The following is a 25,579-nucleotide window of genomic DNA, read 5'->3' as shown; positions in this document are numbered from 1 at the left end:
ACCAACTTGTTAACTGATCAACTCGTCAACTGATCTACTGGTCAACTTACTCATACACCTTCTCCCTTGCTACTTCCTGTTCAAACAATGTATTCTCCTGTTGATAAAATCTAATAAAATCCGCCGATGACACCTGACCTTTGTACGGCGCATAGTAATGCATCTTTTTCATCCATTCATTATATCCGTGATTGCGCCAAACCAGTACATACGAGATCGGATGCTGACCTATTGCTTTTGAAAGAACGTCCGTCCACCAGTTGGCAAAGGGGATTTGTTCATATCCCGTTTCGGCAATGGCGGTCAGTTTGTTTTTCTTCGCGGCTATCTCATCAATAAGCCCCAGTTGAAACCCGGTGTTTTTTACAAACCAGTCGCTTTTCGCAGGATCGTCATACTGATAAGTATCAAAACTGATCATATCCACCACATCATCACCAGGATAGCGTTCCAGAAATTCCTCTTTCGTTTTAAAATCTGCGGAGGTATTGTACACGTATAACAAGTTATGAACCTTCTTTATTTTCTGCAAGTAATACTGAGTGAACCGCCACAACACTTTAAACTGATCGGGTGTACAGGCGTTGCGGCCCCACCAGAACCAATTGCCTGTTAGTTCGTGATATGGTCTGAACAATACCGGTATGGCTTCACCATGACTGTTCTTTAATGACAAAAAGAATTTCGCCAGTTCATCGAGCCAGGTCTTGAAAAGTGCATGATTAACACCAGCGGGCAAGATGGAGGCCACGGTGCCAAACGCAGTATCCCAGGCGCCTTTTGGCGCACCGTAGGGACTACGGGCATGCCAACTGATGGTGATCACGCCACCCCGCTCGTATCCTTCTTTTATAAACTGGCGCATCTTTTTAAATGGTACACCATCGAGATTCTTTTCCTCGTTGGCTTCCAGGCCACCTAACTCCCAGCCATACACAGCAGGATAATCGCCCGTCACCTCTTTTACATCGCTTTTACCGGGCTCATATCGCCAGTTTACCCCATATGCCAGGTCGTCCTGGTGGCCAAACATAAAACCTTTTGCAGCCAGCTTTTTTAAATTTCTGCACAACGCAACTGTTTGTTGGGTGGCAGCTGAATCGCAAGGTGTTTGGTCCTGGGCCATCAGTTGACTACATAGAAGAAGCAATACGATGAAACCCAGAAACATTTTATTATTTAACCATAAGCATTTCATCGAAATAAACAGTTTTAGGCCCGCCATCTATTTGAAGGTTTAACCGGCTATAATCGCCTTTAATAAAATCAACCGGTAATCTGAAATAAGTCCATTTACCTTTGGGCACCGTTATACTTAATTTCCCTGATGCCGTTGCCGCTTTGTTAGGGCCCGACCAGGGCCCATCCGGCATGATGTTAATTTTTGCATCGTCCCCTTCAGTATACGCCCAGAAGGTTAAAAAAGTGGCTGGGAAAAACATATTAAATGTACTGTTGGGATCTTTCCAGTTACAACCAAGGAACAAACTTAACCCGCCGTTTGCTTTTGTGTATTCGGCTTGCATTACAGCTGCGCCCCCTCTACTTTTTATGCTGGTTGATTTGACGGGATTACAATCCCAGCTCCACGACTGAATATTACCACCGTAGGCAGCAGCCGTTCCAAAATCATCATCGAATATTATAAAGTTATTGGGTTTGTATACAAATTCATGGGTGGTAATGGTGGTACCGGTTGGGTTAGAGACTGCCAGCTTTGCCCGTACAATTGATGTTGCCGGCATGGCGATCACCAGTTTCTTTTTGGATTTCGATACAATGGTTGCTGCATCGGTAGTACCCTCTATCACCACTTTGTTCACATCTTCCAGGTTCACCCCCGTCAATTCCAGATTTGTTCCGGCTGCAAAACCATAATCCGATACCTCCAGGACTTTGGGATAAGCCAAACCGGTAAAGGGCACCAACAATGTTTTACCGTCACTATTGGTGAGTACAATATTCTGCGGCCCACCTGATATGGTATCGGGCACTCTGAATACGACAGCGCTTTCTGTATTAAGGGTTGAATAAAAAGGTGCAGGCACACTATCCCGGTCAAATACGATCTTTTGCATCTGGCCCAAACCTGTGCCTGTAAGCGTTAACAGGGTACCACCAGCTGCGGTAGAAGGGGTTAAACTGGTGGCAACGGGGTTCCCCGCTTTTGTATCGGGACTGCCATCCTTATCTTTTTTACATGCATATAACGTCACTACTACGGTGGCTGCTATAAAACAGATCACCGGAAATTTATAATGAATGAACTTTTTCATAATAGCAATCACGTTTAGAATGATTAATAATAACCAACCGGTTCTTTTGCCAACTCGGGGTCCTGCAATATTTCACCGGCAGGAACGGGCAAATACATATACTCTTTGGTAAACTTTGGGTATGACGCCACGTCAGCCGTACCTCTGTTCTGCTTTTCAATGATCTGTTTGGCTTTGTCAAATCCCTGTCTTTGCAGATCGAACCAGTAATCGCCTTCAAAAGCAAATTCAACGCGACGCTCTTGCAGGATATCGTCTTTTGTAATAGTTGACTTGGTAGCAAGACCAGCTCTTGTTCTTACTTTATTAAAGGCAGCCAGGGCCTCTGCATTGGTGGTAGAAGCACCGGCACCAATAACAGCTTCGGCATAAATAAGCAAGATATCTGCATATCGCAACAGCATCGTGTTTATACCTGAGTTCGCGCCAAGTACCGTTTCACCACCATAGGTTTTGCCAGGCCCTACAACATATTTGGCAATGTTTGACCGGGTAGTATTCTTTATGCCCCCATCACCATCTTTTTGCACCGTATCGTATTTGTAACCGGCAGCCATAAAGGTGTTGTAGGTTGAATTGGCGTTCTTTGGTTTCCAATCAGGCTTGGTCCAGCCCTGTTCCATTACAGATCCTTTACGACGCAGATCGCCCGTTTCATAAGCGCTCAGGATGTCCATAGAAGGAATGTATAGTTGCCACATGCTGGCTTCATCTGTTTGTAAATTGGAAGGCCCCCGGTCGGGGTTCTTTTGGTTGCCCGATCCCCAGGGATCGGTTGTAAGCTGGTGTTGAATGGAAAACAAAGATTCTTTATTGTTGTTATATTTGCTCGAATTGAACATGCCGGCATAATCATCTATCAGGTCATATTGTTTGGAATTGATCACTTCCTGCGCTTTTGCTTTTGCGTTATCATAATCCTTATTATACAGGTACAATTTGGCCATCATGCCTTTGGCTGCATACCTGGTTAATCTCCCAGGTTGTGGATCGGTTTCAGGCAATCCTGCTTCGGCCAATTTCAATTCTTCCAGGGCAAAACGTAACACGTCTTTCTGGTAATACCGGGGAATATTGAAATTACCCGACAATGCAGCTTTACCCGGATCGGTTACAATAGGCGCATCGCCCCATAAACGGCCAATATAGAAATAGACAGCCCCTCTGAAGAAATGGCATTCAGCAATAGCCGGATCGATAAAGCTTTTATTGCCACCCATCCCTTTCTTTTGCTCCAGCGCTATCATATATTGACTGGTCCAACCACCAATTTTATAAAACACCTTCCAGGCATCGGCTATACGAACCGAGGTAGACGCAAAAGAAAAACTGGAAAACGGCGGATCGTCATTTCCACCTGAATATTCATTGCCAGACATTACATCGCCAATGGCATCCATTGCCCTGTTCTCATAACCCGCCCAGGGCAGTCCATATAAAGTACTGGTAAGCCCCCGCACTTCATCGGCAGTATTATAATAGTTCTGTAAGGTAGTAGCATCTAAAGAAGGCCTATCAGTATATTTTTTACTACAGGATGCCAATACCATCAGTACTCCTAAAAAAGTATATATAGAAAGTCGTTTCATGGTAATAGGTTTTAAAGTTCAAGGCTTGCACCAATTGTAAAGGTGCGTGGATTGGGATAGTGCCCCATGTCAACATTCATCAGTTTAATGTTATTATTAAAGGCCCCTACTTCAGGATCATAGCTGCTGTAATTGGTAAAGGTTTTTAAATTCTGCACTGTTACATATACCCGTGCACTACTAACCTTCACTTTATCCAAAATATTTTTTGGCAACCTGTACCCCAAACTGATATTCTGGATACGCACATAGGAACCATCTTCTACATAGCGGTCAGAAATATATACGTTATTGGAATTGGTGTTTGTAAACCGGGGTAATTTTCCGTTGGTATTTGTTTCAGTATATCTGTCTGTTACAGTGGCAAGTTGATTATAAAAAGCGTTGTCCAATTTCTCTAACTGCCAGCGAAGAAAATTGAAGATCTTGGCCCCCTGACTCCCTTGCAAAAATATACTGCAATCAAAATCTTTATACTGGAAGGTATTAGTAAAGCCAAAAGTAAATTTAGGAAGCGGGCTACCTATAAAGGTGATGTCATCTGCATCGATCTTATTATCGCCATTTACATTTTTAAAGCGAACATCGCCATAATAGGTATGTGTGTTGTCGATGGTGTAACCAAATTGCGGCAGGCTATTATCAAGCTCTTCCTTGGAACGGAACAAGCCATCGGTTTTTAGTCCGAAAAACGAACCAACTGCATAACCTGGTTTCGTATAGGTTATTACGTAATTATCGTAATATACCTTGCCGGTTAACCCGGAAGTTGAAGCGGCTAAGTTATCGAGCTTGTTTTTAAATTGCGACACAATCACATTGGTCTTCCAGCTAAAATCTTTTGTTTTGATATTGTTACTGGTAAGGCTGATATCGACACCGGTATTGCTCATCCGCCCCATATTACCAATAGGTGCGGCCAAATCGTCCCACTGATCACCCACCCCTATTACCCGGGGGCCGGTAAGGAACAACAGCATATCGGTGGTTGTTTTCTTATATACATCTACGCTCAGATCAATCCTGCCCTTCAGGAAAGAAGCATCGAGCCCTCCATTTCTTGTTACCACTGATTCCCAGCTCAGATCGGGGTTGGCAATACCCTTCAAAAAATTGGCATCGCCAAAGCCAACGGGACCAGGCCAGAACGAAACAACAGACGTATAGGGGGGTGAAGGCGCTCCACTTGGTAAATTCTGATTACCTACAGCACCATAACCCGCCCGTAATTTCAGATAGTTCACTACCTTCTTTACAGGATCAGCAAAGCGTTCATTGGTAACCGTCCAGCCCAATGATGCGCCGGGAAAATATCCCCATCTGTTGTTGGGTCCAAAATTAGAAGAGGCATCGGCCCGGAAACTTAATGAAAGCGAAAAGCGGTCGTCATATGTATAGCTGCCCCGCGCAAACCACGACTCCATAGCCCAGTTACCTTTTCCGCCACCCAGCTGCCAGGTAGTTTTATCGCTGCTACCGGCGGTGAGGTCCAGGATATTATTGGCAAGATTTACCTTTTTTCCATCGATGCTTTCGTAATAAGAATACTGTGCTTCATGCCCCACTGTTGCTGAAATACTGTGTTTATTCAACCATTTATTATAGTTGAGGTAATTTCTGAGGGCATAGTAATAGCCATTCTGCCGTTTATCGAATAACTGGCTTTGCAATTTATTGGGACCAATAGCGCCTGCGTTTTGAAAGGCGGTATTATTATTCAGGCTCAACGAATAGGCAAACTCTGTTTTAAAGCTAAGGTCTTTTCTTAACTGCAGATCGGCATAGGTACTACCAAACACCTGCCAGTTGGTTGATTTATTGCCCCTGTAGTTAGCCCGGGCAATAGGATTATCCTGACTGTATTGAAAACCGCCAACGGTTGTACCACCGCCCCAGGTCCCATCGATATTTTTAACCGGGATCAGGGGGCTTTGTACAGCGCCCCACCATATGGTACCTTCTGCTGCATCGGCCAGCGTTACGTTTTGAATATTCCTTGTTGCATTGGTGCTAAAGCCGATCTTCAACCAGCTCTTCAACTGATGATCGAGGTTAAAGCGGGTGGTATACCGTTTAAAATCGGACCCTATTAAAATACCTTCCTGGTTAAAATAGTTCAGCGACAGGTAATAGGATGTTTTATCCTTTCCGCCTGAAAAGCTTAGCTGGTGATTTTGCATTTTACCATGCCGGAACATGGCTTCCTGCCAATCGGTACCAGGGCCTAATAGAGAAGGATCTTTAAACTCTTCAGAAGGTTTTAAACCCAAAATGGGCGCTACTTCGTTCTGATATTGGGCAAACTGTTGCAGGTTCATCAGATCCAGCTTTTTTTGCACCTGCTGCTGCCCGTAATACATTTCATAATTTATTTTCCCTTCACCGTTCTTTCCTTTTTTAGTAGTGATCATGATAACTCCATTAGCAGCCTGTGAACCATAAATAGCCTGGGCAGATGCATCTTTTAATACATCGATGGCCTCAATGTCGCCAGGGTTAATAGACGCCATTACACTGTTACCGGTTTGTCCGTCGGAACCGCCCAAACCGGCGTAGCCGGTAGTAGACCTGGTATTGGTAAAAAAGGGAACGCCATCTACTACGATCAGGGGATCGTTGCTGTTAATGGTGGTAACACCACGCACTTTAACAGACACGCCGCCGCCCGGCTGGCCACTGTTATTGATAACCGTTAAGCCAGCTACTTTTCCCTGCAAAGCCTGGTCGATACCTGCCACTGGCAGGTCTTTCAGGTCCTTTGTTTTAATAGAAGAAACGGCCGATGATACATCGCTACGGCGGGCTGTTCCATAACCTATAACAACAACTTCATTGAGCCTGCTATCGGCAACATTCAGGGTAACCAGTATCGTTTGCTTTCCGTCTACAGAAACCGTCACCGGCTTCATGCCAACATACGATACTTCCAGCGAGGTGGCTTTCTCTGGGATGGTGATCTTGAATGAACCGTTTGCATCGGTAACAGTCTGAAATTTTGCGCCCTTGGCTTTTATGGTCGCTTTTTCAAGCGGAAGCCCATTTTGGTCGGAGATGATGCCCGAGATCGTTTTGGTTTGGGCATGCGCAGGAGAGGTTTGTGCCAGTACCCATAAAACAATTATGAGTACCCGGCAGAATACTTTTTTTCTCATACAGCAATCAATTTGATTCAAATGTATGCTTGATTTATGCTTGCTAAATAATACTATATTGACCTATTTTCATATTATTTTCAATAACAAATCTGTTCAAAAATTAATATATCGTTGCTAAATCGTTGAAATCAATGGATTTCGTCAAAACTCAGAATAGTAAAACTATGATATTAATTATACAGGTTATTGTATAAATTTGATCAGCCTAACGATACAATTGCCAGCAAATGAAGAACAATTTATTGCGGGAAATTACCCCATTAACTCAAAGCGATTGTTTTACCCTGTTCTCCCGGGTAAAATCCGCATTCGACTTTCCCCTGCATTATCATGAAGAATTCGAACTGAACTTTATTCAAAACGCCAAAAACGCCAGGCGGGTAATAGGTGATCACATTGAAGATATCGATGAAATGGAACTGGTATTAGTAGGCAGTAACCTGCAGCATGCCTGGTTCACCCACCAATGCAAAAGCAAAGAGATCAAAGAGATCACCATCCAGTTCCATAAAGACCTTTTCGATGAAAAATTCCTACGCCGGAACCAGCTGAGTTTTATTCGCACCATGCTGGATAAATCTTTGAGGGGCATCCTCTTCTCTAAAGAGACCACCCAGCAACTGGCGCCCCGCATTATGGATCTAAACCAGAAACAGGGATTTGATTCTGTCCTGGAATTAATGTCAATACTACACGATTTATCTATTTCGCGTAATATGCGCATTCTATCCGATGCCTCATTCAACAATACCGAACAATACACTTATAACAGCCGGCGCATTGAAAAAACGCTGGAATACATGAACCATAACTTCGACAAACCCATTACCCTGAACGAAGTAGCGCGCCTGGCAAATATGTCGGATGCCGCATTCAGCCGCTTTTTTAAACAACGTACGGGCAATACCTTTATCGACAGCCTTACCGAGATAAGGCTGGGGCATGCTTCCCGGATGCTGATAGACACCACCCAGTCTATAGCCGAAGTGGCTTATCACTGCGGGTTTAATAATATTTCCAACTTCAACCGAATTTTCAAAAAGAAGAAGAGCTGTACGCCCAAAGATTTCAGGGAAAGCTTTTCCGGCACCCGCATCTTTATATAAGCGGTAAGGCCATATCTCTATATCGGTAGTATCTTCAAAAGCCTGTTCCGGCCGCTATTACGGCATTGCCAGGAATTGGCAATGGTTATGCAGTTGAACTGACAGGCGTGGCCTATTTAAAAAAAATAGCTATCTTCATCACCCGGTTACACTATTGTTCAGATTTTCTTATTACTTTAACCCAAAATTCTATCCGTTTCCACTATTTTAATTTCAGATTTTAATAGTAAAAATGGACCGATTCACTTTCATATGAAACATTATTCCAAGCAAAAACGCATGCTTGTTGCGGTTGACTCTATCATTTTCGGTTTTGACGGACACGAACTAAAATTACTGCTGATAAAGAGAGGATTTGAACCTGAAAAAGATAAATGGAGCCTGATGGGTGGTTTCGTTCAGCCTGATGAGGATTTTGAGCAGGCAGGCAACCGCATCCTCAAACAACTTACCGGACTTAAGAATGTATACATTGAACAGTTATATGCCTTCGGCGAACCTAACCGTGACCCTGAAGAACGTACTGTTTCCGTGGCTTATTTTGCCCTGATCGATATTGGTAAATACGAAAAACAAATAAGCGACGACTTCCACGCCGAATGGTTCTCCCTGAAAAAAACACCCAAGCTCATCTTCGACCATACCCGTATGGTAAAAATGGCGCAGGAAAAGCTTCGCTACAAGGCAGCTTTCCACCCTATCTTATTTGAGCTGATGCCTGAGAAATTTACGTTGCCCCAGTTATACAACCTGTATACCGGCGTGTATGACACCGTTTTGGACAAACGTAATTTTACCCGTAAGATCCTTTCTACCAAACTACTCGTTAAACAAAAAGAAAAGGAAAAAGAGGGTTCTAAAAAAGGCGCCTTTTATTATAAACTGGACAAGCGCCGGTACGATTCGCAATTCCACTCCTTCCTAAACTTCATTCCCAATCCTGATAATCTGAAATAATTCGCCAAAAGCAGTAGCCTCGGCGCACGCGATCCGCGGATAAAACCCTCCTACGCTAAAGCTTCGGCGGGTAAAACTCGCCTACGCTAAAGCTCCGCCGAGTAAAAAAGGCGGTTCCCCGGAGGAGGAACCACCTTAAAAAACAGGACATAACTGGTGAGAGTTGCTATACCAACTGCTCTCGGCTCAGCCGAGACCGTGTGCCTTTTCGTATAAACCTTTCTGTTGCTTATAACAATGATCACTGGTTGTGAAGGTTGTGGCTTGCTTTCTTTATTGGCAATAGGCAATGCCTACCCCATGAGTGGTCTATATTATATAAACATCAGATTATAATAGTGCGTAAATACGGGCGGAAAAAGCCGTAGGGATATAGCCGGGATAAAAGATACGACCAACAAAGATCATCATGAATGGCTCAAGAGCTGGATAACAGGAACACGTAGTACATGTGAAAGAACCATGCCAAATTGAGGTTGATCGATGTTTAGGCAATGGTTAGAATAAGATATTTATTTTTCCCATAGGTCTGGTTCATTAGTTATTGAGTTATTAAGTTCTTTAGTTCGTAGTTTTCCGAACAACTTAATAACTCAATAACTTACAAACCCAATAACTTTCTACTTACTTAGCAGTGGCAGCCTTCTCTTCGTAATACTCCCTTAGGATATTAAACGCTTTCTTTTTACGGCCTTTTTGATCAATAAGCCCTTTGTTATTCCAGCCTTCCTGGAAGGTTTGGTTATTACGGCGGGGGGAACGGAAATCGCACAGGATCCAGGGCGACAAACCCGCAAAATTATCAGGCATGCGCTTTAACATGGCCACCTGTTCGCGATAATACCATTCCTGGTATTCTTCGCTCCAGCGCGTTAAAGAATCGCCATGAAACCCATACAGCGTTTCAGCACCGGTTTCACTGATGAAGAATGGCTTGTTATAGGCAATTTCCCAATTGGCTGACCGGCATTTATCGGGCAAACCGGAATACCAGCCCAGGTACTCATTAAACGATACCAGGTCAACATACTCCCCTAGCGGATCATCGATCTTATTTACGCCGGGTTGATAGTTCACTTCCAACGCGGCAGATACCAGCCGGCTACTATCGAGCGAACGAGCAGCCCCAATAAGGTTACGCATAAAACCAGTTCGTACAGGGTTCACCGGTGTTTCATTACCTACAGACCAGATAATGATGCTGGCCCTGTTATGGTCCCGGGTGATCATTTCGGTTAGCTGGGTACGGGCTTTTTCAAACACTTCAGTGCTGGAGAAATCTACCGTCCAGTAAACCGGGATCTCCGACCATACCAGTATGCCCAGCGAATCAGCTGTCCGGGTCATATTCTCATTATGCGGGTAATGCGCCAGGCGCACCATATTACATCCCAGTTCTTTGGCCCAACCCAGCAATTGCAGCGCATCCTGTTTGCTGTATGCCCGGCGACCCTGCAGGGAATTTTCTTCATGGATGCAAATACCCCTCATAAACAACGGCTTTCCGTTCAACAACACCTCTTTGCCTGCGGTTTCAATAGTACGGAAACCCACTTTATCGTCTATACGATCGGTACTGGTATTAATAACGACGTTATACAGTTTGGGCGTTTGGGGCGACCAGAGCTGTACTGCCGGCAAATTGAATTGCAGCGCTACTTTATTACCTGTTACCGGAAATGTCTTTTTGATCTTCAGCTCGGGTATCTCTACCACCACTTCTTTGGCGTTTTGCCATTCATTGAGCTGTACCCAGCCTTCTACCGGAATATTCTTTACCGTTTTCAGGGAAGCGCCTTTCTTTATGTTAAGGCTGTAATCCTGGATAAAAGCGGGTGGCAGTTCCACCAGTTGTACATCACGGGTAATGCCGCCATAGTTCCACCAGTCGGTATTTACGGTAGGTACCTCATCTTTATGCCTGGTGTTATCTACTTTTACAACCAGGTAATTACCGGTACTTTTCAGCACCGAATCGGGCACCTCGAAATTAAAGGGTGTAAATCCACCCTTGTGCTTTCCTAACTTCTTACCGTTCAGGTATACATCGGCTTCATAGTTCACGGCACCAAAATACAGGTAGACTTTATTGGCGGGATTGCTTTTAGTAAAGTCGAACGATTTCTTATACCATACAATACCTTCGTAATACAGGAATTTTTCAGCTTGTGAGTTCCAGTCGCCCGGTACCTGCAAAGTGTAGGCATCGGTGAATTTGTGTTCCTTGCGATCAGTTTTATTAACCGGCTCATCGGTTGTCCAGTAGGCTTCCCGGTCATTCTCCTTACGCTCCTGATATCGGTAATCATAAAAACCCGTTCCATACGGATCGATTATATATTGCCATTTACCATTGAGGCTGGTCGTTTTTCTGGCCCCGATGTCGGTTATAAGGGGAGTTTGGGCGAAACTCGTTATGCTTATACAAGTTGCTATTGCAACAAATAGATATTTTGGTGTCATATGATGAAACTGCGGAGTTTGTTAGTTTATTAGTTCTTTAGTTCGTAGTTTATATGGTTTCGAACTAAAGAACTAACAAACTAAAGAACTAACAAACTTAATAATCTTAGAATCCAGAAGCAGTAATTGTAAACTCAGAACTACTTAACCAAATCCTTATACCGTTTACAGGCTTCAATGAAATAATAGTCTCCATAGGTAAGCGGCACATCCACTTCAGAATTGGCAGGTTTATGTCCAACCCCGTGTTGCAGAATAAATCCACCATTGGTGCCCTCGGCAGCTTTATAGGTTGGGGTCGATAAATTCCTAATAATGGTTTCTGCGATCTGCATATATCCTTTGGCTTCCTTACCTTTTGTATACTGGCTTAACTCAATAAGCGCTGAGGCCATAATGGCGGCAGCCGACGCATCGCGCAACGCATTGGGAATATCGGGGGCATTAAAATCCCAATAAGGAATTTTATCGGCAGGCAGATTAGGATTCTTTAAAATAAATTCAGCTATACGTTTCGCCTGTTGCAGGTAACGCACATCTTTGGTCTCACGATAGCACACGGTATAACCATATAAACCCCATGCCTGTCCACGGGCCCAGGCTGATTCATTCGCAAAGCCCTGTGCAGTTTTCTTTTCTTTTACCCCTCCGGTGTTCACATCGTAATTCAATACATGGTACGAGCTGTAATCGGGCCGGAAATGATTTTTCATGGTAGTATTGGCATGCGTAACAGCAATCTTATAAAAAGAAGAATCGCCGGTTGCCTTTGTTTCTTCAAACAGCAATTCCAGGTTCATCATATTATCGATGATCACCAGGAAGTCGGATGGGTTTTTAGAATCCCATGACTTTATACAGCCTACGGTTGGGTTAAACCGGGTACTGAGCGATTTAGCGCTGTTTAGCAATATTTCCTTGTATTCTGGTGATGGCTTAATGCGGTTGGCATTCCCAAAACTGCAATACATCATAAAACCCAGGTCGTGGGTGCCTGTATTGAATTGCTCTTTTTGTAATATGCCCAGGGTGCGAACAGCTTCATTATACAATGCCGTATCGCCGGTTTGCTCATACAGGTATAACAAGGTGCCGGGATAAAAACCACTGCACCACCAGCCAGAATTGCTGGTTTCGGATTTACCGGTTTGCGGGAAATAAGTTTTGGGGAAACGGTCGGGCGGCAAGGTTGCCTTTAATACTTTGTACTGTTTTGCGCCATCTGCAAAATTGTCCTGGATGATGCCCGATAATTTTGTCTGAGGATGAGTGGGCGATTTCTTCTGAGCTAAACAAACGGTAGTTGCAATCAACATACAGCAAAGCATCGCCGAACAAAAAGCTGTTCTATTCATGAAGGGAATAAATTTCTATCGAAAATATTAAAAATGGCTCAAGGTTATGGGGGTAAATTGGCCTCTTTTAGGGTGTAAATGAGCATGTAGTAGAATTGAAGTAGAAAACAACAGGCAATACCAGGCCACTTACAAGGAAGGGGCCTGGTATTGTTTGTTGTATCAGGCGACTTTTCTAACAAGGGAAAACCGTTACCAGTTACCGGCTTCCAGGCCCTTATCTACTTTTCAACTTCTTACATTCCACATCCTTGTTAACTTGTTATGTTGCCAATTTGTCAACTTATCCTAATAACCATCATTCTGCTCCAGCACTGCATCCTTATTCAAATCCCTTTCCGACTGAGGGATGGGCAACAGCAGGTTTTTGCTGGCTATCCCCAACACCGGATTAATTTTCTGGGTATTGTATTTAGTTGTTCGGTCAACCAGTGTTTTAGTGCGCATCAAAGTCATCCGGCGGTTTTCCTCAGCCAGTAGCTCGCGGGCTCTTTCATCCAGTATAAAATCCATTGTTACGTCATTCGCTGCCACCGGCGTTGCATTTGCCCGGGCCCTGACCACATTCAGCGATGCCGCGGCGTCGGCCAGTTTGTTCTGTTTAAACTGGGCTTCCGCCATCAATAAATAGGTTTCCCCCAAACGCATTAAAATAAAATCCTTTATCATGGCAAACCCAAATACATCATTAGGATCATATTGATACCACTTGGTTGTATGCGGCGCAATTTTAAATACAGTATCAGCCCCAGCGTAAGGGATCAGTTGGCCATAGTTTGACTTCCCCGCCGTATTGTAATAAAACTTGTGACGAATATTGTACTCAGAATTTCGCATATCGCCTGAACCGTACAACCCATATACCACCCAATCAGTCAGTCGCATTCTGCCAATGCCTCTGCCGCCCAGTGAATCGCAAATGGTCATATCAGTGATCTGGTAATACGCAGCTCCCCAGTTACGGCGTTGTTGCGGAGCGCCACTATAACCACCCACCACCGAACTGATATTCTCCAGCTCAAATACCCAGATGGCTTCCTTGTTACCCTGTGCGTACCGTTGGTTACCAAATATAAACATGTCGGAAAAGGGGTCGCCGGGTTGACTGGACCTTATTCCATAACGGGCCGAGGTAAGACTGAATTTACCACTCTGAATGACCGCCTTGCATTGTGTTTCGGCCAGATCATTCTTGCCCATACGCAAATATGTTTCTGCCAGCAGTTGCTGCGCCATGGCTTTGTTTGCCCTGCCATACAACTTCCCCTTGGCATTCGACTTAACATTGTCGATGGTTGGCAGTTTATCAGCCGCAAAGGTGAGATCGGCCACTATTAAAGCATTTACCTCATCCAGCGATGCCCTTACAAAATCTGTTTTTGCCTTGGTAAGTGGAACAGTAATAATAGGCACCTTACCAAACAATGTAGCCAGCATATTATACCCATAGGCCCTGAAAAAACGGGCTTCGGCATTAAAGACATCTTTACCGCCCTGCGAAACCTTGGTGAGTGCCGGGTTCTCGGCATTTGCAATTATGTTGTTGGCATTATTGATCAACTGATATGCCCATTGCCAGGTAAAACTGGCAGCACCATCTGTTGAGATCAATTGGGTATAATCGTAGTACGGCACTTCAATCCCCTGTTTTTGGGTCGGTGGCACATAGGCAATATCGGTACCGGCGTTCCATACGCTGGGCCACCCTTGCGCATCGCTCTTTGAAAAGAAAAGCCCCAACTGATAATACAGGCCGATAGCCGCTGCATCAAAACCCAGTGAATCGGTAAGGGTTTCGGGCGCATAGTTGGAATATAATTTTTCGTCGAGGAATTCTTTTTTGCATGAATACAACCCCTGCAATAACCCATACACACAAACTATAAGGAATATATGCTTTTTCATTTGTAATAATGTTTAAGTTGATCAATTAACGAAGTCCTACATTAACACCAAAAATGAATGACCTTACCAGCGGGTAGTTATTATCCCAACCGCCACTTCCCCTGAAAGTGAAATCATTTTCAGGGTCCCAGCCAACCCAATTGGTGAATGTATACAGGTTACGACCACTTAGATAAAATGTAAGACTGCCCAGGCCTGTTTTGGTTAACAACCGTTGCGGCGTTGTATAACTCAGGGTAGCGTCTTTAATGCGGGTATAACTATTGTTTGAAGCATATCCATACCCACGGCTGTTGGTGTAAGCCAGCGAGGGCCGTGAGTTGCTTTTATTCTCTGCCGTCCAATAGCCGATCTCTTTAGGGGTGTTCATCCGACCGGCTTCATCGGCCCAGGTAAGGTTCACGTTATTTTTTGTAGCACCCTGAAAGGTTTGTATAAAAATATTAAAGTGCCAGTTCTTGTAATGGAAGGTATTGGTAAGCCCGCCGATCCATTTAGGAAGAGTGGAACCCAGAATACGTTTGTCATCCGCGGTAATGGTCTTACTGCCAGTCACATCAGCAAACTTCAGATCGCCGGGTTTAACGCCAGGATCTTGCGAAGAAGCATCCTCGCCTTGCTGCCAAACTCCCTCCAATACATAATCGTACACCACAAACAGGGGCTGGCCAATAAACCAGCGATTGCCCAGGTCGTCTTTTTTATCGCCATACAGATCAAGGATCTTATTCCGGTTACGGGAGAAGTTCACCATGGTTTCCCATTTAAAATCCCCGGCTTTTACATTGATGGTGCTCAGGCTTATTTCAATACCATGATTGGCCAGTTGCCCCAGGTTATCCCATACGTTTGCATAACCGTTAGCAGCAGGCAGGTTACGTTTCAACAGAATATCCTCTGTTCTGGTGCTATAATATTCAATGGTACCTGTAATACGGTTGTCCAATACAGAAAAGTCGATACCGGTATTAAATCCTTTTGTGGTTTCCCAGTGCAGGTCCTTATTACCCATGGTATTGCTGGTAATTACCCCAACCGTACTAACGCCGTTGTATGGCACCCGCACCGAGGCATCGGTGAAAGCCGTACCGTTGGCATCTACCGCCTGGTTACCCGATTTACCATATGACACCCGGAGTTTCAGGTTATTTATGAAGGAAACCGGGTGCATGAATTTTTCATTACTGATGTTCCAGCCCAATGCAAAAGAAGGGAACAACCCATACTTGTCGGTATTGGCGCCAAAGGCGGAATAGCCATCCCGGCGGGCTGTAACTGTTACCAGATAGCGGCTGTCGTAATTGTAATTCAAGCGGCCCATTTGCGAGATCAGCGTACTTTTTGTCTGATACGACCCGTATACGTTGGCGCCGTTGAAGTAACCAACATAGCCCGCACTCAGCGTGGCCGCGGCGCTTATATTTTTGTACGACAGGTCATCATTCACAAAACCGGTGCCTACGGAACTGCTTCCAAAGAAATCGTTCCGTTGCGCACTGTATAAACCGGTAAAGTCAATATGGTGTTTGCCCCAGTCTTTGGTATAGGTTAAAATATTTTCAAAAAGCCAGTTCTTGTTATAGGCATTGCTTACTGTAGCCGTTCCCAACTGGTCATTGGCTTTCCGGCCTACGTAGTTGGAACTGTCACGCGGCAGGTACGACCAGGCCGCATTGGCGCGGTATTTCAAACCAGGTATAATGGCAGGCTTTAACTCGAGGTAGAATGTCCCATTCAGGTTATTGCCACGGTTGGTACGGTCGGTATATAAACCAAGCAAGGGGTTTGTATACAACAACTCGGGGTTCATGGGATAAATCTCATAATCGCCATTGGCTTTGCGCAAGGTGCCATACGGACTCATAATAGCGCCCAGGTAAAAGTTTGCGCGGCCACCATCATAGTTATTATTGGCATAGAATAAAGACGTACCCACTGTCAGGAAATCAGTCAGGTTTACATCCAGGTTAGAACGAACGCTGAGGCGACGGTATTGATAACCTTCCACTACCCCTTTCTGATTCAGGTATTCGCCGGAGAGGTAATATTTTACATCTTTTGTTCCACCCGATACGCTTAGGTTATGGTCCTGGATAATGCCCTGTTGGGTTATTTCTTTTATCCAGTCAACCGTATTACCGGCATTATAATTAGCCACCTCATAGGCATTGGGCAGCACCTGGGTTTGCGTTTGAGTAGGGTTCACCTGTTTATACCAATCCGCATACTTCTGCACATACCCTTCCGGACTGTTTGGCTCCATTACATGGGCCAGGTTTTCCATACCGGCGTACCCATTGTAACGAATAACCGGTTTGCCGGTGATCCCTCTTTTGGTGGTAATGAGAATGACGCCATTGGCTCCACGCGTACCATAAATGGCCACCGCCGATGCATCTTTCAATACCTCAATGGAGGCTATGTCATTTGAGTTGATGTCGTTGATATTGCCACCCGTGGTGCTAAAAGGAATACCATCTACTACTATAAAAGGCGTTCTGTTGGCATTCACAGAATTGACACCCCGTACAGTAACCGTAGCGCCGCTGCCAGGGACTGATGAGTTTTGCGTTATATTCAATCCAGCCACCGAACCCTGCATAGCCTGGTAAACATTGGTAACCGGCAGATCACTCAACCGTGCTTTTGGCACCGACACTACCGAACCGGTAACATCGGCTTTCTTTTGCGTACCATACCCCACTACTATCACCTGGCTCAGATCGGCTACGTTTTCCTGCAACACTATTTCGAGATTATGCCGGCCCTTTACCGGGATCTCCTGATCGAGAAAACCTACAGAACTTACTACCAGTACTGCATTTTCGCCGGATACATTTATGGAGAAAGTGCCATGCTCTTTGGTAGACGTTCCATTGCTGGTACCTTTTTCCTGTACCGTTACATTGGGCAATGGATTGTTGCGCGTATCACTGATGCGGCCTGTTACCTCAAATGCCAGTGGCGTACGTTCTTCCGCCGCATCCTTTTGTTCAGTGGAAATTACTATCAGGTCGTTGCCGACAATTTTAAAAGTAAGCGTCGTTTTATTCAACAATTGTTTCAACACATTGCTAACCGGTTCGCTTTGGACATTGATATTGATCTTTTGCTCGGCCGGCAATATTTCTTCATTGTATACAAACCTGAAATAGGTTTGCCGTTCAATTATTTTAAACGCAGTTCTTAATGACGCATTTGCCAGCTTTAGCGTAACTTTTTCCTGGGCAAATCCAACATGCGCAATAGACTGAAAAGAGAAAAAACAAATAAGCAGAACAGTCAATTTCATCAGCAGCAAGCATTTGATAACAGGGGCAGGGCATGCGAATACCCTACATCCAATTTTTTTCATAACTTAGTTTTGAAGTGTTAAAGGATGAGAATTTCCTGAAGCAAGAAGATTTTCTGATTTTAACATCCACGGGGAATGCGCCAACATTCTCCGTTTTTGTTTTTACGAAGTCAGGTTAGGTATTTCATTGCAAATCGTTTTGGTTACACAATCGTTATTATAGCGTATATACAGTGTTCGTACTTTACCATATAGTTACCTGGGCGCCATTTATTTCGTAATGAAAACCCCGGGAAAGGCTTAATGCTTCCATTACCTCGGCCAGTGATTTGTTTTCAAACACACCGGTAAAATGCAGGTTGTTCAGTGATCCGTTCTTTAACTGTATGGTTACGTTGTACCACCTTTCAATCTCAGGCAGCATCCGGTCGAATGATTCATTCTCAAAAGCCAATTTATTTTTCACCCACATGGTTTCATAATGGCTGCCGGTATCCTGTTTATAGGCGCGTAATTTACTTACCATCATCATGGGGACATTATTAGCCGCATTGGAAATGCCGTCGTTCTTTTCGTTCTCCATGCCAACAACAGTAGCGTTGTCGTTCCGGACGATCAGCTTTTCATCAGGCTTCAGGACTATTTTTTTATCGGGATTGTCATGAAGGGTCACCTCAACAGAGCCCCTGATCAGGGCGGTTTCTGTAGTGCTTTCACCGGGGTAGGACCTAACATTGAAAGCCGTGCCCAATACTTTTATGTCGATAGACGGGGTATGAATGATAAAGGGAATGCGCTGTCCAGTTTCTACAGAGGTGGCATGGGCCACATCGAAATACGCTTCACCGGTGAGTACCACTTCGCGGGTATTGCCGGAGAAGTTCTGGCCATAGGTTATTTTACTGTCTGCGTTCAGCCATACCTGGGTACCATCAGGTAACTCCACTTTTGATTTGGAACCCGGTCGGGTACTGATGGTGTTACTGGCAAGCGGTTTCACCGGCTTTTTTGCTGGCGGCCAAAATACCAGGAAACAGATCAACAGACAGGCCGCGGCTGCCGTTGTACCCCACAACCAGCGTAACCTCGTTCGATGGCTCTCTTCTTCCATTACCGGCGTTCCAGTTTCCACCCCTTCTGAATCGAACTGTAAGGCCGGCTGGGCCAGGTGATTGCTAAGCCGTTGCAGGTGTTTATCGAAATGACCGGGCGCTACTGGCCTTGATACCTGCCTGTTATTCCACATGTTACGAATGATATCGGCGCGCAAACCCCATTCGGGATGCTGCGACAACAGGGCATGTAACTCCTCCCCTTCTTCGGGAGTAGCTTCCCCGGAAAGCTGAACACTTAACAGATACCAGGCTCTTTCTTCATTCATAATAATGGGCTGTATCTCTTAAGACAAGGGTTTGTTTGCAGATGTACCAAAGGAGGAGAAAAAAAGTTAATAGGGGTGATGGAGGTGAAAAAGAGAGCAAGTCTCAAGAGGTGAGTTGTGAGTTGTGAGTTGTGAGTTGTGAGTGGACTCGCGACTGTTGAGATTAATAATTACCTTGCGGCGCCAAAAATCGATTGCCGATTGCTCTCGGCTGAGCCGAGACCGATTGCCGATTGCCGACTATCTTTTACCCTCTGCCCTTTGCCTTTGGCCTATATAAGCAGGCAAGGTCTCAGCAATTTTCTTCGTAGCAATAGCAACCTGATTACGCACCGTGAGCACAGAAACCTGCAGTACATCGGCCACCTCTTTATAGCGCATACCATCCTCCTTTACCATTTGAAAGATGAGCCGGCATTGCGGTGGCAATTGCCTGATGGTCTGTTGAATGGTGTTGATGAGATCGGCAGAAATACAAAGTTCTTCGGGATTATCGAGACTGATAACTGTCTCAATATTTATTTCGTCGAGACTTGTTACGGGGTTTTTGAAATGACGGGTTATATAATTAAGGCAAAAGTTCTTGGCAATCTGGTACAGATATACCTTCAGGTTGGTTATTTCCGGCAGCTTGTTCCTGATCTGCCATAGTTTGATAAATACATCAGAAACAATTTCCTCGGCGGCTTCTGCCGACTTTACAAAAGAGAAGCAAAAACGATGAAGATTGTGAAAGAAAAGATTGTACAGTTCGTGATAAGCCTGCATATCTTCATACAAAGCAATACGCTCCTGAAGTGATCTGAGATGATTAGGATCATTCAAAATGGCAAGTTTTGGTTTTATATCGCGATCCTAATTTCAGATAAAAAAATTACATCTGCAAAAAATTTAGCAGTTGTTTTTTATATAGCTGGTGATAAAAGGTCATAAATACAGTTGCAAATTTTATTTTAAGCTATCACAGGTAGGGAATTCATTCCATCCTTCAAAGTATTTAACATTCTCAATTATGCAGTCAGGCACAGGTTTATCCATATAAATCAAAGGATGATCATCCGGATCATCTTTCAACACCTTAATAAAGTAAAATTTCCCAACGCAATAATAACAACTAGAGGTAACATGAGTTTGAAATGATTTTATTCCCCAAATAAATATGAATAAATGTACTTGATCCTTGCTCCGCCGCTTCATATTCTATTGCTTTGGCAACTGTAATAACACCATATTTTTCGACCCTGTCTGTCTTGCTCTTTGAATAGTAAATAGCAATTACAAGGAAAATGATAAAACCAATGATTTTGCCATACTTTGTTAAGAATGTCTCATCTGATGGCGGTAATTCCAGTTCTTCCATTTTTTCAACTAGTTAAGGAACGGGTTCCAAATGCTAATACTATAAAATCTCCCCATAAATCCAAAAATTAATTATTCTTTTAGCTTTACTTATCTTTCCGATCGTATTTTTATAGCTTACGTCCATATATTCATGATATTATGAAGAAATTACTTTTTGCGGCTACCGCTTTGTTGACCACCCTGGCTGCCTGTAACGGTAATAACAATGCCAGCGCCAATAATGCAGGTGATTCCAACAATAACGTAAACGCAGCCCCTCCGGTCATTCAATACGCTGTAGTAAATAAATACCCCCATGATACGTCCTATTTTACGGAAGGACTGGAATTCTATAAAGGACAATTATTCGAAAGTTCGGGCGGTAATGCAGATGAAAGCCCTTACCCCTCTGAATTTGGTATCGCCGATCTGAAAACCGGTAAAGTAGCCTCAAAAGTAAAGCTGGATAAAACAAAGTATTTTGGTGAAGGCATTACTTTTTTTAACGATAAACTGTATCACCTCACCTGGACCAGCCATGTTGGTTTTGTATACGACGCCAATACGTTTAAACTGATCAAGGAATTCAAGATCCCTGCACAGGAAGGCTGGGGCCTTACGCACGACTCCACCCACCTGATCATGAGTGATGGCAGCAGCAACCTCTATTACATTAGCCCCGACTCTGTTAAATTGGCTTACATTCAACGGGTAACAGATAACAACGGCCCGGTGACCAATATCAATGAGTTGGAGTATGTAAACGGGTTTATTTACGCCAACCAGTGGGAAACAAACTATATCCTGAAAATTGACCCTGAAACGGGTAATGTGGTGGGAAAGATCAACCTGGAAAACTTGCAGAAAGAAGCGGCCTCGCTGCGTCCTGGTGCTGATGTATTGAACGGGATAGCCTATAATAAAGAAACCGGTCAACTGTTGGTTACCGGCAAAAGATGGCCATTTATTTATGAAATAAAGATCCAGTAAAATAGGTTCGCCAGTTTCTTAATTGGCGATTACATTTCAGGTCCCGGTTGCCGATCACAAGGGCTGACTCGTCTTGGCGAAGATGGATTGCCGACACCGTCGATTGCGGAAAGTGAGTCCCGGATTTCGTGAGCCATTGCCGTTTCACGCATTAATAAGCGAGTCTCGAACTTTAGTGGCCCATTGCCGACTGCCGATTGCCGATTGCCGATTCACGATTGCCGATTCACGATTGCCGAGATTTACTTGCCAATCACATAGATCAACGAACTGCATTGTTCTTTATGAAAGAGGGTATTCAAATTCGAAATGGAGCCCATAATACCGCCTTTAAGCACACTTTCTTTCCCTGTTTTGTACTTTTCACTCAACATGCTTACATAAAAACTATCGAACCACATAGGTTTTACCGAACGTAAAACAAGTCCATGTTTTTCGAGCAGTAACCGCATGGATTCTGGCGAAAAATGATACAAATGCCGGGGCACATCGTATGCAGCCCAGTTTTCCTGGTACTTTGAAGCGTCGAGGCTGGTATAATTAGGCACAGCAATGAAGAGGGTGCCTTGCGGACGCAGCAATTCTTTCAGCCGGAACATATATTCATTCAGCAGGTGTACATGCTCCAGCACATGCCACATGGTGATCACATCAAAATTGCCTAAAGTAGGATCAAAGAATTTATCGGGTGGGTAAACATACAGACCGTACTGTTTTACGGCATTTTCCCGGGCAACTTCACTGGGCTCAATCCCTTCTGTCAGCCAGCCATGTTGCCGCATATGGTCCATAAACGCACCAATACCGCAACCAACATCCAGCAGCCGGGGCATGCTTTCCGCATTGGTATAACCCTGTACCAGTTTCCTTTTATTTTTCAAACTGCGTTCGCGCACTTTAAGGTATAACCTGTTCACCAGTCCCTTGCTGGTATTACTGTGTGAAATATAGTCGTCTGACTGATAATAAGCGCCTATATCATTCTGTTGGGGTACATCCTGGGTGAATCGCATGGTGCAACGGCGACACTCCCAAATTTCAAATATTTTATGCGAAACCGTATGATCTTTGGTTGCCAGTACGCGATGAATGTCTGACGAATCGCAGGCAGGGCAGGTAGTATAATGTATAGGTGACGACATCAGGTGTTTATGGCCTGCAAAGAAAAGAAAGAATCCTATTAGTTTAAAAGAAAATTAAGGTGCTGCGTTGATCGGCTGATGGTTTCCTGCCGCGGAGGTAACAAATCCGCTTTTATACACCCTGAAAAAGATCACACTCAGCGCCAACGCGGCTATAAGCAGGGCAAATAACCACCATTTCTTTTTGGGCTTCTCCTCTTCCCATGGATAATGATATGGTTCAGACGGAGCCTGTTGCTGTTCCTCACCAGATACAACATTATTCTCATTTGTTTCTGCCGGACTATCTATATTAGAGATCTTACGGGTCACTTCCTGATCGCCCACCAGCATGGTATGCTGGGAGTGGCTGTGAATTACGCGGTTGGCCGGCGTTGGTTCCTGTAAGCTGGGAATACGGCCAGCTGATTCAAATACTATTTCTCCTGAGATGTCTTTCTTCAGGGTCCCTATGCCTGCCCATTCAACAGGGTGCCCTTCGCGAAGTTTGTTTCGCAATTCATAGGCCCATTCATTATACCATTTTATGGCTTCATAATCGGCAATGTTCTGTTGCTTGGCCAGATAGGTGAAGAAATCTTTATCCGGGGCATCAAAGTATTTATCAAAACGAAAATGATAGTCAGGGGGCAAAATTCGACGGTTTACAAAGTCAGTTTGCGCCGGGATGCGCTCAATGTACATGGAACCCAACCCGGGAATACTGATGCTTTTATGTTGAAGCAGATAACTTACCAGCACATTATTCATAATAATATCCTTTGTTTACTTCTGCAAAGAACAAAAATTTTCCGGTAATGGAAACACAAACTTCATAAAACCTTTATCCCCATTCACGCTAAAAGCAAAACGCTCAACGCTTAACGCCAAAGCTGCCATTTGGGACAGTCCTGCGTTCCGCGTTGAGCGTTCGGCGTTCGGCCTATTTCGTATTAAATGAATAAGTTATACCACCCATAAAACTGAATCCAAATACCTGGTACTGGTTCCAGCGCTGGTACTCATCATTTAACAAATTATTAAGCTGGATCCACAAATTAAAGTTCTTTGTGATTCGGAACTCGGCGCCTGCATTGAGGTCAAAAGCGTCATCTCCTTTGTAGCTTTCGCCATTTTTAGAAAGGTACCGGGGTTTTGTCCAGGTAAACAGTTCGCTGTAAAAGAACAGGTCTTTTATCATTTGCCAACGCACCGCGGCATTGAATTCCATGGGAATTAACCCATATGCGCCATTTGCCTTTTCCAGGTTATAGTAATTATTCCAGGTTAACCCGGCTGTAGCACTGAACGTTTCACCAATAGTATAGCCGATTTCACTATGCAATTGCAGATTATTCATCCTGGGTTCATAAAAGATCAGGAAGTTTTTACCAGTAGAGTCAGTAACGTAATTATTAACAAACAATGGCATATTGTGATAAGTAACCAGGCCCAGTTTTGCTGCATATGTAAAATGATCTCCCAGCGAACCTTTTATTCCTCCGTACAGATCAATGGAACGGGTATTCATCAGGGTATCGGGCTGCGCCAACCAGGGATTGATAGCTGCCATACGCTGGTAAGAACCTTTTTGATATCCACCTACAAAACCCAATTGCAGCGTAAGTTTTTTATCGTTGGTAGAAATGTCGGCCATGATATCGGGCAGCATGTGAAATTTCTTCTGGTCCCAGATGGGCGAGATCCCGGCATGCAGATATATGTTATCGGTTTTAACCGAAAGGGCTGCTGCGAGTTGGTATAAATTATTCTGGATAGTTGTTTTATTGCCCTTATCACCGAACTTATAGTTAGTAAGATCAGCGGTAGCGCCTATACCAAATGCGATCTTCTCATCAAATGTTTTTTCCAGTGGCAGGTTCACTACCGTATTTATTTCACTGCCTTTGGGTGCATTGCTGAGGTTATCATTAAAGCTGCTCACCTTTATGCTTGGGTGATAATTCAACCCATACTCGGTGGGCGCCATATTACGGAAATCAACTTTACCTTCAATGGTTTGAAAACGCTGTTTCAGATCATCCTTCGAGAATGTCTTAAGGGTATCTGGCTTGTAGCCATACAAATAATAATCGTCGCTGCGGAAACCCAAACTACCATTCCATTCTACGTTTTTAGTGGTTTTATAGGTAGCAGCGGCGCCCACACTGGTTTGACTGTTCTTTTGATAAGGCAGGTCCCCTTTTGACGTATAGTGATTGGCAAAAAGATTAAAGAAGGTTTGCTTGCCATCGCCAAAGCTAAAGCCTGCTTTTACATAGGGCTGATGAATATTACCTATACCCGCTTTTATAAAATTGCTGTATTGCCAGGAGCTGAGTGAATCTACTTTCAATGCAACCGGATTTACGCCTGCGGGCTGATAACTGAAAAATAAATTCTGTGCAGGAATATTATAATTGAGCCTGGGTTTGGTAGTATCTACCGCTGGCTCGGTTGCATTAAAATTGATCTTTGACGCTTCCCGCAATACCGGTTTAAATTGAGAAGTTACATCAATGGTCTTTCCTTTATTAGGCTCCTGCGCCTGCACGCGTGCAGCGCCCAGGATACCGCTTAAGAAAATTATTGTTATAAGTTGTTTATTCATCTGAAAACAATGTGCTTGTTTGTGTTTGGTGAAT

At 44.1% G+C, this 25,579-nt stretch carries 17 protein-coding genes; 3 read left to right on the top strand and 14 right to left on the bottom strand.

The window, feature by feature from the left end:
- Positions 1–46: 46 nt before the first annotated feature.
- From J7I42_RS20670 to J7I42_RS20655, 4 genes are read right to left on the bottom strand one after another with little or no spacing between them, the layout of a single operon-like run.
- On the bottom strand, positions 47–1,198 hold the full coding sequence (locus tag J7I42_RS20670) for a glycoside hydrolase family 26 protein (RefSeq protein ID WP_209140768.1): 1,152 nt from the start codon (positions 1,196–1,198) through the stop codon (positions 47–49).
- The gene (locus J7I42_RS20665) at positions 1,176–2,276 is read right to left on the bottom strand and encodes an IPT/TIG domain-containing protein (RefSeq protein WP_209140767.1); all 1,101 of its coding nucleotides are present in this window, start codon (positions 2,274–2,276) and stop codon (positions 1,176–1,178) included. The genes J7I42_RS20670 and J7I42_RS20665 overlap by 23 nt, the downstream gene beginning before the upstream one ends.
- 23 nt (positions 2,277–2,299) lie before the next feature.
- Positions 2,300–3,865, bottom strand: a complete 1,566-nt coding sequence (locus tag J7I42_RS20660) for a RagB/SusD family nutrient uptake outer membrane protein (protein WP_209140766.1) — start codon at positions 3,863–3,865, stop codon at positions 2,300–2,302.
- Positions 3,866–3,876: 11 nt separating this feature from the next.
- Positions 3,877–7,017 (bottom strand): SusC/RagA family TonB-linked outer membrane protein, encoded by a 3,141-nt coding sequence (locus tag J7I42_RS20655; RefSeq protein ID WP_209140765.1) that lies wholly within the window; start codon positions 7,015–7,017, stop codon positions 3,877–3,879.
- 230 nt (positions 7,018–7,247) lie between these two features.
- Between J7I42_RS20655 and J7I42_RS20650 the strand changes: the two genes are divergently transcribed.
- Positions 7,248–8,126, top strand: coding sequence for a helix-turn-helix domain-containing protein (locus J7I42_RS20650; protein WP_209140764.1), 879 nt, complete (start codon positions 7,248–7,250; stop codon positions 8,124–8,126).
- Positions 8,127–8,378: 252 nt separating this feature from the next.
- Complete coding sequence (locus J7I42_RS20645; protein WP_209140763.1) at positions 8,379–9,083, top strand: NUDIX hydrolase; 705 nt, start codon at positions 8,379–8,381, stop codon at positions 9,081–9,083.
- Positions 9,084–9,707: 624 nt separating this feature from the next.
- Here J7I42_RS20645 and J7I42_RS20640 read toward each other — a convergent pair.
- From J7I42_RS20640 to J7I42_RS20610, 7 genes are all read right to left on the bottom strand, one after another.
- On the bottom strand, positions 9,708–11,546 hold the full coding sequence (locus tag J7I42_RS20640; protein ID WP_209140762.1) for a glycoside hydrolase family 2 protein: 1,839 nt from the start codon (positions 11,544–11,546) through the stop codon (positions 9,708–9,710).
- Positions 11,547–11,686: 140 nt separating this feature from the next.
- Positions 11,687–12,901, bottom strand: coding sequence for a glycoside hydrolase family 88 protein (locus tag J7I42_RS20635; RefSeq protein WP_209140761.1), 1,215 nt, complete (start codon positions 12,899–12,901; stop codon positions 11,687–11,689).
- Between the two features lie 288 nt (positions 12,902–13,189).
- Positions 13,190–14,806: a RagB/SusD family nutrient uptake outer membrane protein gene (locus J7I42_RS20630; RefSeq protein WP_209140760.1), complete on the bottom strand. Its 1,617-nt coding sequence runs from the start codon at positions 14,804–14,806 to the stop codon at positions 13,190–13,192.
- A gap of 25 nt (positions 14,807–14,831) precedes the next feature.
- Positions 14,832–18,098: a TonB-dependent receptor gene (locus J7I42_RS20625; RefSeq protein WP_209140759.1), complete on the bottom strand. Its 3,267-nt coding sequence runs from the start codon at positions 18,096–18,098 to the stop codon at positions 14,832–14,834.
- Between the two features lie 247 nt (positions 18,099–18,345).
- On the bottom strand, positions 18,346–19,482 hold the full coding sequence (locus J7I42_RS20620) for a FecR family protein (protein ID WP_209140758.1): 1,137 nt from the start codon (positions 19,480–19,482) through the stop codon (positions 18,346–18,348).
- Between the two features lie 240 nt (positions 19,483–19,722).
- Entirely contained in the window at positions 19,723–20,307 is a 585-nt protein-coding gene (locus J7I42_RS20615; RefSeq protein ID WP_209140757.1) for an RNA polymerase sigma-70 factor, read from the bottom strand.
- 289 nt (positions 20,308–20,596) lie between these two features.
- Entirely contained in the window at positions 20,597–20,842 is a 246-nt protein-coding gene (locus J7I42_RS20610) for a hypothetical protein (protein ID WP_209140756.1), read from the bottom strand.
- Positions 20,843–20,982: 140 nt separating this feature from the next.
- Here J7I42_RS20610 and J7I42_RS20605 point away from each other — a divergent pair, with 140 nt between their 5' ends.
- Positions 20,983–21,813, top strand: coding sequence for a glutaminyl-peptide cyclotransferase (locus tag J7I42_RS20605; protein WP_209140755.1), 831 nt, complete (start codon positions 20,983–20,985; stop codon positions 21,811–21,813).
- A gap of 242 nt (positions 21,814–22,055) precedes the next feature.
- On the opposite strand, the gene J7I42_RS20600 is transcribed toward J7I42_RS20605, so the two are convergent.
- The 3 genes from J7I42_RS20600 to J7I42_RS20590 all read right to left on the bottom strand — a co-directional run bounded on the left by J7I42_RS20600 (position 22,056) and on the right by J7I42_RS20590 (position 25,545).
- A complete protein-coding gene (locus J7I42_RS20600; RefSeq protein WP_209140754.1) occupies positions 22,056–22,955 on the bottom strand; it encodes a class I SAM-dependent methyltransferase in 900 nt (299 codons plus the stop codon).
- 54 nt (positions 22,956–23,009) lie between these two features.
- The gene (locus J7I42_RS20595; protein WP_209140753.1) at positions 23,010–23,705 is read right to left on the bottom strand and encodes a hypothetical protein; all 696 of its coding nucleotides are present in this window, start codon (positions 23,703–23,705) and stop codon (positions 23,010–23,012) included.
- Between the two features lie 172 nt (positions 23,706–23,877).
- On the bottom strand, positions 23,878–25,545 hold the full coding sequence (locus J7I42_RS20590; protein WP_209140752.1) for a TonB-dependent receptor: 1,668 nt from the start codon (positions 25,543–25,545) through the stop codon (positions 23,878–23,880).
- Between the last annotated feature and the right edge of the window lie 34 nt (positions 25,546–25,579).

It is taken from the genome of Niastella soli (genome assembly GCF_017742245.1).
Taxonomy (GTDB): domain Bacteria; phylum Bacteroidota; class Bacteroidia; order Chitinophagales; family Chitinophagaceae; genus Niastella; species Niastella soli.
Note: the sequence above shows the minus strand (reverse complement) of the source record. Positions and strands in the feature narration are given on the sequence as shown.